9 protein-coding genes and 1 tRNA gene are annotated in these 13,757 nt (G+C 68.4%); 8 read left to right on the plus strand and 2 right to left on the minus strand.

The features are described 5' to 3' along the window. Positions 1-60: 60 nt before the first annotated feature. Complete coding sequence (locus AC0685_RS02235; protein ID WP_478223882.1) at positions 61-3,294, minus strand: penicillin acylase family protein; 3,234 nt, start codon at positions 3,292-3,294, stop codon at positions 61-63. A gap of 194 nt (positions 3,295-3,488) precedes the next feature. Here AC0685_RS02235 and AC0685_RS02240 point away from each other — a divergent pair, with 194 nt between their 5' ends. After that, positions 3,489-3,863, plus strand: a complete 375-nt coding sequence (locus tag AC0685_RS02240; protein WP_340686044.1) for an FKBP-type peptidyl-prolyl cis-trans isomerase — start codon at positions 3,489-3,491, stop codon at positions 3,861-3,863. A 208-nt stretch (positions 3,864-4,071) separates the two neighbouring features. Here AC0685_RS02240 and AC0685_RS02245 read toward each other — a convergent pair. Beyond that, positions 4,072-4,154 (minus strand) — tRNA-Leu (locus AC0685_RS02245). Between the two features lie 129 nt (positions 4,155-4,283). Between AC0685_RS02245 and AC0685_RS02250 the strand changes: the two genes are divergently transcribed. The 7 genes from AC0685_RS02250 to pknB all read left to right on the plus strand — a co-directional run bounded on the left by AC0685_RS02250 (position 4,284) and on the right by pknB (position 13,754). Then, complete coding sequence (locus AC0685_RS02250; RefSeq protein ID WP_478223883.1) at positions 4,284-5,540, plus strand: DUF3662 and FHA domain-containing protein; 1,257 nt, start codon at positions 4,284-4,286, stop codon at positions 5,538-5,540. Positions 5,541-5,700: 160 nt separating this feature from the next. Beyond that, on the plus strand, positions 5,701-6,168 hold the full coding sequence (locus AC0685_RS02255) for an FHA domain-containing protein FhaB/FipA (RefSeq protein WP_219146788.1): 468 nt from the start codon (positions 5,701-5,703) through the stop codon (positions 6,166-6,168). Further along, positions 6,165-7,559: a PP2C family protein-serine/threonine phosphatase gene (locus tag AC0685_RS02260; RefSeq protein ID WP_478223884.1), complete on the plus strand. Its 1,395-nt coding sequence runs from the start codon at positions 6,165-6,167 to the stop codon at positions 7,557-7,559. The genes AC0685_RS02255 and AC0685_RS02260 overlap by 4 nt, the downstream gene beginning before the upstream one ends. Continuing rightward, positions 7,559-9,037: an FtsW/RodA/SpoVE family cell cycle protein gene (locus tag AC0685_RS02265; protein ID WP_340686046.1), complete on the plus strand. Its 1,479-nt coding sequence runs from the start codon at positions 7,559-7,561 to the stop codon at positions 9,035-9,037. The genes AC0685_RS02260 and AC0685_RS02265 overlap by 1 nt, the downstream gene beginning before the upstream one ends. Next, positions 9,034-10,497, plus strand: coding sequence for a peptidoglycan D,D-transpeptidase FtsI family protein (locus AC0685_RS02270; RefSeq protein ID WP_340686047.1), 1,464 nt, complete (start codon positions 9,034-9,036; stop codon positions 10,495-10,497). The genes AC0685_RS02265 and AC0685_RS02270 overlap by 4 nt, the downstream gene beginning before the upstream one ends. A gap of 3 nt (positions 10,498-10,500) precedes the next feature. After that, positions 10,501-11,796, plus strand: a complete 1,296-nt coding sequence (locus tag AC0685_RS02275; protein WP_340686048.1) for a protein kinase domain-containing protein — start codon at positions 10,501-10,503, stop codon at positions 11,794-11,796. Then, on the plus strand, positions 11,793-13,754 hold the full coding sequence (gene pknB, locus AC0685_RS02280) for a Stk1 family PASTA domain-containing Ser/Thr kinase (protein WP_478224440.1): 1,962 nt from the start codon (positions 11,793-11,795) through the stop codon (positions 13,752-13,754). Before AC0685_RS02275 ends, pknB begins: the two co-directional genes overlap by 4 nt. Positions 13,755-13,757: the final 3 nt, after the last annotated feature.

Raw genomic sequence — 13,757 nt, forward strand, 5'->3', positions numbered from 1 at the left:
GGCGTTTCCCACGTCGGTTCTTCGCCATCGCCGGAGCCGGCCGCGAGGCGGGCAGCGCGCCTAGTGGGCATAGACCTCGAACTCGTAGAGGGAGTAGCCGTACTTCGTGCCGCGCTGGAGACCGGCCATCCGGACGTGACGCGCGTCCACCGCTTCGAAGGCGACGTTGTCCTGCCCGCCGTCTCCGTCCACTATGGACGCCACGTCCCGCCAGTTCGTCCCGTCGGACGAGACCTGCACCTTGTACGCCTTGCCGTACGCCGATTCCCACCGCAGAACCACGCGGGAGACGCGCTGCACCGAACCGAGGTCGACGGTGATCGACTGGTTGTCGCTCCAATCGCTCGCCCAGCGCGTCGACAGGTTCACGTCGATGGCGTTGGACGGCGGCGAGTTGTACCAGCCCGTTTCGTGGCTGGTCGCGCTCACCGAGCGGCCGGTGGCGAGGTTGGCGATGTTGTCGCCGCGTTTCGCCGGGAACTCCACGACCTGCTGGAAGGTCGGCCGGTTCTGGGTGCTCATCTTGTCCTGCGTGATGCCGCCGAGCGCGCGGTGGATGATCGTGTCGGCGCACCACTGATCGCCCGCGGCGCAGTCGCCGTCACCGGGATAGACGGTGTTGGCGGGCTGCGCGGCCGCCTGCGTCAGCGAGTCGAGCAGCACCTGGCGGCAGGCGTTGAGGTCGCCCCCACCGCAGTACTTCACGGCGAGCGGACCGGCGACGTTCTGCCCGAGTACCGAACGGATGTCCTTGTGCACGTAGCCCCACCAGCCCGCCTGGTACGACGAACCCGCGTGCGACTGGCCGACGTGCTTGCCAGGAACCTCGTTCTGCCAGCCCGACGGTGACTCGTTGATCTTCAGCACCCCGACCATGGCGCCGTAGGCGTCGCCCATGCCCGGTTTGAACTGCGCGTTCACCAGCAGGGGCCACCAGGCGTCCATGATGCGGATCGCGTCGGCGTCGGCGTAGGCCTTGCTGCCCGGCGAGGTCTCCGAGCGCAGACCGCCCGCGGCGAGCCAGGTCTTCAGCTTCGCCACCGCGTCCGCGGCCGGACCGGTCACCGGCGCCTTGTCGATCACCTTGAACAGTTCCGGCAGCACCTTCTCCGCGCGGAGGTCGGCGAGCGCGGCCTCCTCCATGGCCTGCGTGAGGTTCACCCGCGTCACCTTGGTGCCGCTGGAGATCATCTTCTTGACCCGCGCGTCGATCAGATCGCCGCGGTGCACGGAACTCTTGTCCGCGCCGCTGGCCGCGTAGCCGTTGGCCTGCGCGTTGTTCCAGCTGATGTAGTAGTCCTGGTTGATCGACTGCGGATGCTGTGACGACGGCGTGTAGTTCGCGAGGTTGCCGTCGGGGTTCCAGCCCTGCCAGTCGAATCCGGCGTCGCCCTTCACCGGCATGGCCGGGTCGACGTTCGGATTGCGGACCGGGTTCGAGCCCGAGTTGAAGTACGCGACGTCACGCGAGTCGGCGTAGAACCAGTTGTAGGTCTGGTTGACGTCGGCCGCCGCGGCCTGGAAGTCCTGCGCGGACTTGATCGCGTCCGGGTCGTTGAACTTCTGGAAGCCGATGATCGTGTCGATCTCGTGCTGGAACGTCGACCGCAGCGACGCGTACGCGACCGGTTTGCCGCCGACCAGCGCCCGGCTCGTCACCGGCCCGTACTTGGTGCGGAAGCTGCGCAGGGTGTACGAACCTTCGGCCGTGCCGTCGGCGACGGTGGGCTTCCAGGCGTTCTTGCGTTCGACGATCTCGAACGGCAGGCACTGCCCGCGGAACCGGTAGAAGTTGGAGTTCTTCGTCGGCGCGGAACCGTTCTGCTCGCACAGTTCGACGGCGTAGGTGTCGACGATGTCCTGCGACGCCGACGTCGCGCTCCACGAGTAGTCCTTGCCGCGGCCGAGCAGCACGTACATGCTGATCCCCGCGAACGAGGCGCCGCGGGCGCTGATGCCAGGGCCCTGGATTTCTTGCAGCATCAGCAATTGCGGCGCGAAGTAGCCGGCCTGCGGGCCGAAGACGGCGACCGGGTGCCCACTCGCGGTCTTGGCGCCGGAGACCACCAGCGCGTTGGACATGCCGTGCTTCTCCGACAGCATGTTGCCCGGCAGGACGCCGTCGTCGAAGATGCCGCGGACGGCCTTCTGGTCTTCAGGCGCGGGAACGTCCACCTTGGCGGGTGCCGCCGTCCCGGCGGAACCGGTCGGATCGAAGACCAGCTGCTGCCCGGTGACCGAACCCTTGTCCGGCATCGCGGCGCCCTGCGGATTCGACGGCGCCTTGCCGTAGTCGAAGGTCTGTCCATTGTGGAGGGTCTTGACCGTCTCGGGGTCGTCCTCGGACCGGAGGCTCCGCCAGACCTTGTCGCCCTGTTCGAGACCGTACTTCTCCTGCATCGCCATCTTCGCGATGGCGTTCTGCACCTCGCCGCCACCGCCGGCGCCGAACTGCGCTCCGACGACGGCGGCGAGGACGACGAGGTCGGTGAGCTTGAACGGCTCGATGGTCCCGGCGTTCGTGATCGCGTCGACGTGCCCGGTGAGCACGTACTCGCCGGGGAAGTAGCGGCCGCTGTGCGCGTCGGAGATGTACTTGTTGACACCTTGGACATAGGCCTCGGCGTCGGCTTTGCCCTGTGCGCCGCGCGGACCACTGGCCGCCGCGTTGTCGATCTGCTTCTGCAGTTCCTGTTCGGTGTACGGCGCCGACGAGAAGAAGCTCTGTTCGAGTTCGCGGTTGCCCTGGGCGCCACCGGCGAACGAGGTCAGCTGGCCGCGGCCGACCCGGCGCATGATGTCCATCAGCCACAGGCGGTCCTGCGCGGCGGCGTATCCGGCGCCGTACATCGTGCCCGGCCGCGTCGTGCCGACGATCCGGGGCACGCCGGTCGCCTTGTCGCGGGTGATCGTCACGTCCGGACGCGGTTTGATCGTGCTCTCGACCTGCCCGGACGGAATCCCGAACGAGGCGTCGTTGAAGAACTGGTTGATCTTGTCCGTGGTCAGCGTCTTGTAGCCGTCGGCGAGCGAGGCGTACTTGCCGAGCTGATCGGCCGAATGCGCGGGCCGGGTGCCGAACGCCTTGTGCGCCAGGATCTCGGCGAGGGTGGCGTTCCCCTTCGTGCCGGGCGGGAGGATGTCACCGCACTGGCCGCCGCAGTAGTCGTCGAGCGCGGCCGCCACCACCGAGTCCGGTGGGGTTTCCGCGGCGTTCGCCTGAAGTGCCGGGACGGTTCCCGCCACCAGCGTCAGCCCCGCCAGCGTCGTCAAGACCCGTATGCCTCGTCGCATGAAAGACCTCCGTCGTCGGAGAGTGACGAGGCGCACACTACCCACGGGTATCCAAATTTGTGAAGACTATTCGCGTTCTTGCCACCGTTCGGCGGAACACTCGCCCTGCGGACCCGGGACCAGCGCAGGTATCCCTCCTTCTTCCCCACCGCCGCCCTCAGCGGAGAAGCTTCGCTTCACGTATCTTCCTGTGCATGTCTTCGCAGAAGCCCCAGATCGACCGCCCCGAGGGGCCCGCACCCTCCGAGCTGGAGACGACCGACATCTCCGTCGGCGACGGCCAGGAGGCCAAGTCCGGCGACACCGTCACGGTGCACTACGTCGGCGTCTCGCACTCGACCGGCGACCAGTTCGACGCGTCGTGGGACCGCGGTGAGCCGCTCCGCTTCGGCCTCGGCGCCGGCCAGGTCATCCCCGGCTGGGACCAGGGCGTCGCCGGGATGAAGGTCGGCGGCCGTCGCAAGCTGGTCATCCCGCCGCACCTCGCGTACGGCGAACGCGGCGCCGGCGGCGTCATCAAGCCGAACGAGACCTTGATCTTCGTCGTCGACCTCGTCGGCGTGAACTGACCCACACCCGCACCACGAAGACCCGGCCCAGGCCGGGTCTTTTTTCTTTTCCCAGGCCAGGGCCGCCAGGCCCTAGGCCGCCCCCGCTCGCCAACCGCCGCCGGACGCACCGCGGGGGTCCGGGGGGGCTCGGCCCCCCGGGAGCTGACGAGCGACGACCTCACGAAAGAGGCCCCCGTCGCGTAGCGAAGGGGGCCTCGAACAAGAGTGGGCGAGGAGGGAGTTGAACCCTCACGTCCTTTCGGACACACGGACCTGAACCGTGCGCGTCTGCCATTCCGCCACTCGCCCGAGTGCTTCGTTCTCTGACAGCTCGCAAAGCGTAGCAGGCGGATTTCGCGGGTTTCACCGGGGGCCGTGTCCGACTGGCCGTACCCGGATAGGATCGACGGGGAAGCACACGTGTGAGGAGGTTGCCCGGTGGGCCGCGTCGAACGCTTTGACAGACGGCTCGAGAACCTCGTAGGCAACACCTTCGCGCGCATGTTCGGTGGCAACGTCGTCACGCAGGAAGTGGCGGTGGCGCTTGAGCGCGAGAGCGAGGAGAACGTTCGTGAGCTGGCCGGTGGTCGACAGCTCGCCCCCAATCACTACATCGTGTCGCTGGGGCAGGCTGATCACGAGCGCATGGCCGGAGACGAGCGTCGGGTCACTTCGGTGTTGGCGGAGGCGGTCAAGGAACACCTCGCCGAGCACGGATGGGACACCTATGGTGACGTCGTAGTTTCGCTCGAGCGCAACGAGGCGCTGCATACTGGACAGTTCAAGACCCGTTCGTCCGTCGATCCCGACGTCAAGCCCCACGGCGCCGAAGGTTCGCCACGGTCGGCACGACCCAGCAACGCAGGAGACCCAGCAATGAGCCAGCCCCCCGGCTACGGCCAATACGACCAGGGTGACCCGTACGGCCAGCAGGGCCAGTACGGCTACGGACAGCAGGCTGGCCAGCAGCAGCCCGGGTACGACCAGGGTTATGGCGGCCAGCAGCAGGGCGGCTACGACCAGGGCTACGGCGGAGCACAGCAGCCCGGCTACGACCAATACGGCGGCGCCCAGCAGCAGCCCGGCTACGACCAGGGCTACGGCGGAGCACAGCAACCGGGCTACGACCAATACGGCGGCGCCCAGCAGCAGCCCGGCTACGACCAGGGCTACGGCGGAGCACAGCAGCCCGGCTACGACCAATACGGCGGCGCCCAGCAGCAGCCCGGCTACGACCAAGGTTACGGCGGCGCCGCGCAGCAGCCCGGCTATGACCAGTACGGCGGCCAGCCGCAGCAGGGCGGGTACGACCAGTACGGCGGCGGCCAGCAGCAGTACGGCCAGCCCGCCGCGGACCCGTACGCGCAGGGTGGCGGCTACGGCGGTCAGCCGGCGGCCGGGCGTCAGCTCACCGCGAGCCTCCAGCTCGACGACGGCTCGAACCGTTCGTACTCGCTGAAGCAGGGCGGGAACGTCGTGGGCCGCGGCCAGGACGCCGACTTCCGGCTCCCGGACACCGGCGTCTCGCGCCGTCACCTGGAGATCACCTGGGACGGCCAGAGCGCGACGCTCGCGGACATCGGTTCGACCAACGGCACGACGGTCAACGGCACCCCGGTGCAGACCTGGCAGCTGGCCGACGGCGACGTGATCCGCGTGGGCCACTCGTCTCTCGTGTTCCGTACGCAGGGCTGACCGGCGGCGTCCGGAGGGGGTATCGCAGAATTGCGGTGCGGGACCTGTGGTGGATCGGCACCTCGGGTCGTACGCGGAGAGCAGCGCTGTCCGGAGCCGACCATCCCGGGCGGCACGGGCTCTCCGCGGCGTACAGGAGAAACGGGAGCGGACACAACAAGTGCCAGAGCTGGTCGTTCAACTCACCAGGGTGGGCTTTCTCGTGCTGCTCTGGCTCTTCGTGTTCGCCGCGTTGCGTGTCGTCCGTTCGGATCTGTACGCGGCCTCCGGGCTGCGAGTCGCCGTCCCGACGTTCGGTCGCAAGAAGAAGGAAACCAAGAAGCCGCGCGGCGGGAAATCGCCGCAGCAGCTGCTCGTGACCCATGGTGCGCTGGCAGGAACCAGGATCGCCTTGGACGGCAGGCCGATCCTGATCGGCCGCGCCGACGACTCGACCCTGGTGCTGGACGACGACTACGCGTCGACCCGCCACGCCCGGATCGCCCTGCGCGGGGAGGATTGGTACGTGGAAGATCTTGGCTCGACGAACGGGACGTACCTCGACCGGGCTAAGGTCACGGCACCCCTCCGGGTCCCGCTCGGAGTCCCCATCCGGATCGGCAAAACGGTGATCGAGCTTCGCCCATGACTCTCGTCCTCCGCTACGCGGCTCGCAGCGACCGGGGCCTGGTGCGTTCCAGCAACCAGGACTCCGTGTACGCCGGTCCCCGCCTGCTCGCCCTCGCCGACGGCATGGGCGGTCACGCCGCGGGTGAGGTGGCCAGCAAGGTCGTCATCGCCTCCCTCGCCCCACTCGACGACGACGATCCGAGCGACGATCTTCTCGCTCAGCTGCGTGAGGCCGTCCAGAACGGCAACGCGGCCATCGCCGAACTGGTCCAGCAGGACCCGGACCTCGACGGCATGGGCACCACCCTGACCGCCGTGCTGTTCGCCGGTTCGCGGATGGGTGTCGTGCACGTCGGCGACTCGCGGGCGTATCTGATGCGCGGCGGTCAGTTCTCGCAGATCACGCGGGACGACAGCTTCGTCAACGAACTTCTCGAACAGGGCCGGATCACGCCGGAAGAGGCCGCGGTGCACCCGCAGCGGTCGCTGCTGCTGAAGGCGCTCACCGGCCATGAGGTCGAGCCGAGCCTGACCGTGCGTGAGGCCCGCGCCGGTGACCGGTACCTGATCTGTTCGGACGGCCTGTCCGGCATGGTCAGTGACGAGACGCTGTCCGAGGCGATCCAGATCCCGGATCCGCAGGCCTGCGCCGACCGGATGATCGAGCTGGCGCTCAAGGGCGGCGGCACGGACAACGTCACGGTGATCATCGCCGACGTCGTCGACGTCGACTTCGGTGAGGACGCGCCCATCGTGGGCGGCGCCGCCGGGGACGGCAGTGACGAGTTCCACCAGGGCGACTCCCCCGCCGCCCGCGCCCGCGCGCTGACCCAGCCCGCGCCGCAGCCGCGGCCCGAGGTCCAGCCCCAACAGGAGGACCCGAAGGTCAAGCGCCGGAGGCGATTTCGCTGGCTGGCGGGAGCTGTGGTCGTCCTGATCGTGCTGGCCGCGGCGGCGATCGCCACGCGGTATTTCGTGCTGAGCCAGTACTACGTCGGCGAGGGTCCCGGCGAGGAGGTCGTGATCTATCGCGGCGTCCCCGGCAGTGTCCTCGGCATCGACCTGCACGCCTTCGAGCAGGGCTCGTGCCCGCCGGGCGGGCTGTGCACCGACAAGCTCTTGGTGCCGGCACTGCAGGAGGACGCGCGGATCGCGGTGAAGAACGGCGTCAAGAAGGACAACCTCGACGACGCCCGCAAGTACATCGACGACTTCCTGCGGCCGCACAAGCAGCTGGCCGACTGCAAACCGAACTCCAGCTCGACTTCCACGCCGCCTACCGAACCGGCACCGCCGGTGTCGTCGTCGGCTGCCGCCCCTTCTACCCCCGCCTCGCCGAGTCCGGCGAATCAGCCAGCGGGGAGGGACTGCTCGACGCCGACCACGGCAGCACCAGGGGGCGGTAACTGATGAGCACGCCGCTCGCCGATCCGGCTTCGGCCCAGTTCGCCACGAACCCTCCGCGCGAGCTGCCCAAGCGGCGCGGCACCGAACTCGTCCTCCTGGCGTTCGCGACCTTCATCGTCACCGTCGCGCTCGTGCTGGTGGAGGCGAACCAGGAGCAGGAACTCACCAGCTCGATCATCTGGCTGGGGCTCTCGTACCTCGCGGTGCTGACGGCGGCGCATCTGGCGGTCCGCCGCTGGGCGCCGTACGCGGACCCGGTGATCCTGCCGTGCGTCGCGCTGCTGAACGGGCTCGGCCTGGTGATGATCCACCGGATCGACCTGGCGCTCGCGGAACGCGCGATCCAGCAGGGCAGGGAGTACACGCCGGACGTCACCAAGCAGGTGCTGTTCACGGCGATCTCGCTGGTGCTGTTCGTGGTGGTGCTGGTCGTGATCAGCGATCACCGCACGCTGACCCGCTACGGCTACACCTGCGGTCTGGTCGGGATCGTGGCGCTCGCGCTGCCCGCGGTGCTGCCGTCGAGCCTGTCCGAGGTCAACGGCGCGAAGGTCTGGATCAAGCTGCCGTTCTTCTCGATCCAGCCGGGCGAGTTCGCGAAGATCCTGCTGATGATCTTCTTCGCCTCGTTCCTGGTGACGAAACGCGACCTGTTCATGGTCGCGGGCAAGCGGATCGTCGGCGTCGAGCTGCCGCGCGCGCGTGACCTCGGCCCGATCCTCATCGCGGCGGCCGCCTGCCTCGGCGTGCTGGTGTTCGAGAAGGACCTCGGCACGTCGCTGCTGTTCTTCGGTGTCACGCTGGTGATGCTGTACGTCGCCACCGAGCGGGTCATCTGGGTCGTGCTGGGTGTCGGCTTCTTCGCCGCCGGCGCGATCATCGCCTACAACCTGTTCACGCACGTCCAGCAGCGCGTCCGGAACTGGATCGACCCGCTGGCCACCTACGACGACCCCGGCGGCGGCTACCAGGTCGCGCAGGGGCTGTTCGGGCTCGGCACCGGCGGGGTCGGCGGGACCGGCCTCGGCGCCGGGCGGCCGGATATGGTCCCCGAGGCCAAGACGGACTTCATCACCACCGCGATCGGCGAGGAACTCGGCCTGATCGGGCTCACGGCGATGCTGATGCTGTACCTGATCCTGGCGATGCGCGGGATGCGCAGCGCCCTCGCCGTGCGCGACACCTTCGGCAAACTCCTCGGCGGCGGTCTGTCGTTCGCCCTGGTCATGCAGATCTTCGTCGTCGTCGGCGGCGTCACGAACCTGATCCCGAACACCGGGATCACCGCCCCGTTCCTCTCCCGCGGTGGTTCTTCACTGCTCGCGAACTACATCCTGGTGGCTCTCCTGCTCCGAATCTCCGACGCCGCCCGCAAACCCGCGGTGCGGCCGAAGCCGCAGCAGCCGCAGGCGCCGCTCGCCGAAGCGCACACGGTGATGGTCCAGCGGCCGCCCGCGACCGGTGAGGGGAGCCCGTCGTGAACACCCCGCTCCGCAAGGTGGGTGTCGCCATGCTCGTCATGGTGGTGCTCCTGATGGCCAACGCCACCTACATCCAGGTGGTCAAGGCCGACGACTACCGCACCGACTCGCGCAACGTGCGCGTGCTCTACGACGAGTACTCCCGCCAGCGAGGGCTGATCGTGACGCCCGACGGCGCCGCGCTCGCGAAGGTCGACCCGTCGAACGACAAGTACAAGTTCATCCGGACCTACGCCGACGGCCCGATGTACGCGCCGGTCACCGGCTACTACTCGATCAACTACGGCTCGGGCGGTCTGGAGCGGTCCGAGGACGACGTCCTCAACGGTTCCGACCCGCGGCTGTTCGTGCGGCGTCTTTCGGACATGGTCACCGGCCGCGACCCGCGCGGCGGGAACGTGCGGCTGACGATCAACCCGGCCGTGCAGAAGGCCGCGTACGACCTGATGACGCGGAAGGGCTACACCGGCGCGGTGGTCGCGATGGAGCCCAAGACCGGGCGCATCCTCGCGATGGTGTCGACGCCGTCGTTCGACCCGAACAAGCTGGCCTCTCACACCACGAAGGAGCAGGTCGCGGCCTGGTCGCAGTGGCGCGACGATCCGAAGAAGCCGATGCTGAACCGCGCGATCTCGGAGACGTACCCGCCGGGTTCGACGGCCAAGCTGCTGGTGACCGCGGCCGCGCTCGAGGACGGCAAGACCGCGGACATGCCGGTCAACACCGCGCCCAACGTGAAGCTCCCCGGCACGCAGACGACGCTGGAGAACTACGGCGGCGCGGCCTGCAAGGGCAGCACGCTGAAGGAAGCGCTGCGGTACTCGTGCAACGTGCCCTTCGCCGAAATCGCCGGCGAGCTCGGCAAGGACAAGCTGAACGCGACGGCCAAGAACTTCGGCGTCGGCGAGGACCTGACCGTGCCGATGCGGGTCGCCGGATCCTCCCTCGGCCCGCTCGAATCGAAGGCGGCCCTGTACCAGAGCGCCATCGGCCAGCGCGACGTGCGGCTGACGCCCCTGCAGGACTGCCTGCTCTCCGCGACCATCGCGAACAACGGGATGGCGATGAAACCGCAGCTCGTGCAGTCGCTGCTGGCGCCGAACCTGTCGACCATCGAGGACTACACCCCGATCGAACTGACCGGTGACGCCGCGATGTCCAGCGCGAACGCCGCGATCCTGCGCGACATGATGCTGGCGTCGGAAGAGAACACGAAGGGCGCCGGCAAACGCGGCGACATCCAGATCGCCTCCAAGACCGGCACCGCCGAGCACGGCAACGACCCGAAGAACACCCCGCCGCACGCCTGGTACACCGGGTTCGCGCCGGCGATGGACCCGAAGATCGCCGTCTCGGTGATCGTCGAATCCGGGGGTAACCGCGGGCTCGAAGCGACCGGTGGCACCGTGGCCGCGGAGATCGGCCGCGCCGCCGTCAACGCCATGCTCGGGGGTGGATAGCGGATGCTGTCCTCGGGTCAGCTGCTGGCCGACCGGTACAAGCTGACGAACCGGATCGCCGTCGGCGGGATGGGCGAGGTCTGGCAGGCCAGTGACACGCGGCTGGACCGGACGGTCGCGGTCAAGATCCTGAAGGCGGAGCTGTCCGGCGACGCGGAGTTCCTGCACCGGTTCCGGACCGAGGCGCGGATGACCGCGTCGCTGAACCATCCCGGCATCGCCGCGGTGCACGACTACGGCGAGACGGTCGCGGACGAGCTGTCGATCGCGTATCTGGTGATGGAGCTGGTCGAAGGCGATCCGCTGGCCGCGATCATCACCCGCGAAGGACGGCTGAACGCCGAGCGCACCTTGGACATCTTGGAGCAGGCCGGTAACGCGCTGCAGGCCGCGCACGAAACCGGTCTTGTGCACCGCGACGTCAAACCGGGCAACATCATGGTGACCCCGGCCGGGCAGGTGAAGATCACGGACTTCGGTGTCGCGAAGGCCGCCGACGCCGCCCCCGTGACCAGGTCCGGCATGGTGATGGGCACCGCCCACTACATCGCACCCGAGCAGGCGCTCGGGCACAACGCCGAACCGGCGAGCGACGTCTACTCGCTGGCCGTATGCGGCTACGAATGCCTCACCGGGCACCGGCCGTTCCTTTCGGAGAACGCGGTGACCGTCGCGATGATGCACATCCGCGACCTCCCGCCGCCGCTGCCGCCGGACGTGCCACCGGGCGCCCGCGCGGTGATCGAAGCGACCCTGATCAAGGATCCGAGACAGCGGTACAACAGCGGTGGCGAGTTCGCCGCCGCGGTGGCCGCGGTCCGCGCCGGGCTTCCGCTGCCGACACCGTCGGGGCTGGTGAACGTGGCGTACTCCGCGGGTCAGCCCGTGATGCAGCCCGGCCCGCATTCGCCGCCGAACCCGATGGTGGCCGTCGGGCCTGCGTCGCATCCGGCGATGCACCCGGTCAGCGGCCCGCCGCCGATGGCGGTCCGCCGCCTGCCGGGCAGACGGCCACAATGGGGCTGGTGGGTACTGCTCGCGGTGATCCTGATCGCAGTACTGGTGGCAGGCGCCTTCCTCATCGTGAGACTGGTCGGTTCGGGCAACGGACCGCAGTCGGGCGGCGTGGAAACCAGTGAACACGCGCCGGCTCCGGGTAAGGAGTCTGAAGGTCCTTCGCCGACATCCGCATACCCAGCGGTGCCGACGGAGGGCGGCACCGAGGAGCCGGCCGGACAGGCGAATCCGGGAATGATGAGCAGCAAACCTTGGACGGAATGGAACGGCACGCAGAGATGAGCACACCAAGACTGCTCAGCAACCGCTACGAGCTGGGCGAAACGCTCGGCTACGGAGGCATGTCGGAGGTCCACCACGGCCACGACGTGCGCCTGGGCCGGGAGGTGGCGATCAAGATCCTGCGTGCCGATCTGGCGCGGGATCCCCAGTTCCAAGAACGTTTCCGTCGCGAGGCACAGAACGCGGCGGCACTGAACCACCCGGCGATCGTCGCCGTCTACGACACCGGCGAGACGAACACCGAGTTCGGCCCGCTGCCCTACATCGTCATGGAGTACGTCGAAGGACGGACTCTGCGGGACATCGTGAAGACCGAAGGGCCGATGTCGCAGAAGCGGGCGATGGAGGTCATGGCCGACGTCTGCGCGGCACTGGACTTCTCGCACCGGCACGGCATCGTGCACCGCGACGTCAAACCGGCGAACGTGATGATCACGAAGAACGGCGCCGTCAAGGTGATGGACTTCGGCATCGCGCGCGCCATGCACGACGGGCAGTCCGCGATGACGCAGACCGCCGCGGTGATCGGCACGGCGCAGTACCTCTCGCCGGAGCAGGCGCGCGGTGAGTCCGTCGACGCGCGTTCCGACGTCTACGCCGCCGGTTGTGTGCTGTACGAACTCATCACCGGCGAGCCGCCCTTCACCGGCGACTCGCCCGTGGCGGTGGCGTACCAGCACGTCCGGGAAGACCCGAACCCGCCGTCGTCGGTGAACCCGGCGGTGGCGCCCGAGCTCGACGCCGTCGTGCTCAAGGCGCTCGCGAAGGGCCCGGCGAACCGGTACCAGTCGTCGGCGGAGATGCGTTCGGACCTGGTCCGCACGCTGTCCGGCCAGCGTCCGGCCGCGCCGATGGTGATGTCGGAGGACGAGCGCACCCAGGTCATGGACTCCGACCGCCGGGTGCCGCCGCGCTACGACCAGTACGAGGACGAAGAAGAGGACCCGGCCGCGAAGAAGAAGCGGCGTGCCTGGCTCATCGCCGGTCTCGTGGTCTCGCTGGCCGCCGTGGTGCTGCTGATCATGTGGCTGTCCAACGCGTTCAACAGCACCGGCGCGGAGAGCAAGGCGATCCCGAAGGTCACGGGCCAGTTCGAGTCCGCGGCGAAGGACACGCTCCGGGCCGCGGGGTTCAACTCGTTCGAACCCACCAAGAAGGTGCCCTGCACCGGTGAGGCCGTCAACGGCCTGCCCGCTTGCGACGAGAACCTGATCGACAAGGTCATCGCGATCAGCCCGGCCGAGGGGCAGATGACGCCGACCTCGGAGAAGATCACGCTGACCGTCGGCGCGAAACCGGAGAAGGTCAAGACGCCGGACCTCAAGGGCAAGACCGCGGCCGAGGCCCTTGCGGCCCTGACCGAAGCAGGCCTGAAGCTCGGTGCGACCACTGAGGAAGAGAGCAACGACCCGAACGAAGCCGGCAAGGTCACGTCACAGAACCCGGCCGCGCAGGCCGAGGTCGACCAGGGGGCCAAGGTCGACATCACGGTCGCGAAGTCCCAGGAACTGAAGACGGTCCCTAACTACAAGGGCAAGACTCAGGCCGAGGCCGAGGCCGGGTTGAAGGCGGCCGGATTCACCCCGCAGGTCACCACCGTGGACTCCGACCAGCCCAAGGGCACCGTGATCGACCAGACCCCGAACGGCGGCAAGGTCCCCGTCGGCAGTGTGGTCAAGCTGTCGGTGTCGAACGGCAACCAGGAGACCTTCGACATGCCGAACCTGAAGGGCATGACCGAGGAGCAGGCGACGCGCCAGCTGCAGCAGCTGGGCTGGAGCGGTCAGCTGAACACCCAGGCGGACAAGAACGGTGACAAGGACGACGCGGGCAAGGTCAGCAAGACCAACCCGCAGGCCGGTTCGAAGGTCGCGAAGAACGCGCCGATCACGCTGTTCATCGTCGAAGGCGATGAGACGCCGACGTCGTCAAGTTCGCGGCTCTTCCCGCCTCCGTGATCG

Source organism: Amycolatopsis sp. NPDC043889 (assembly GCF_056435645.1).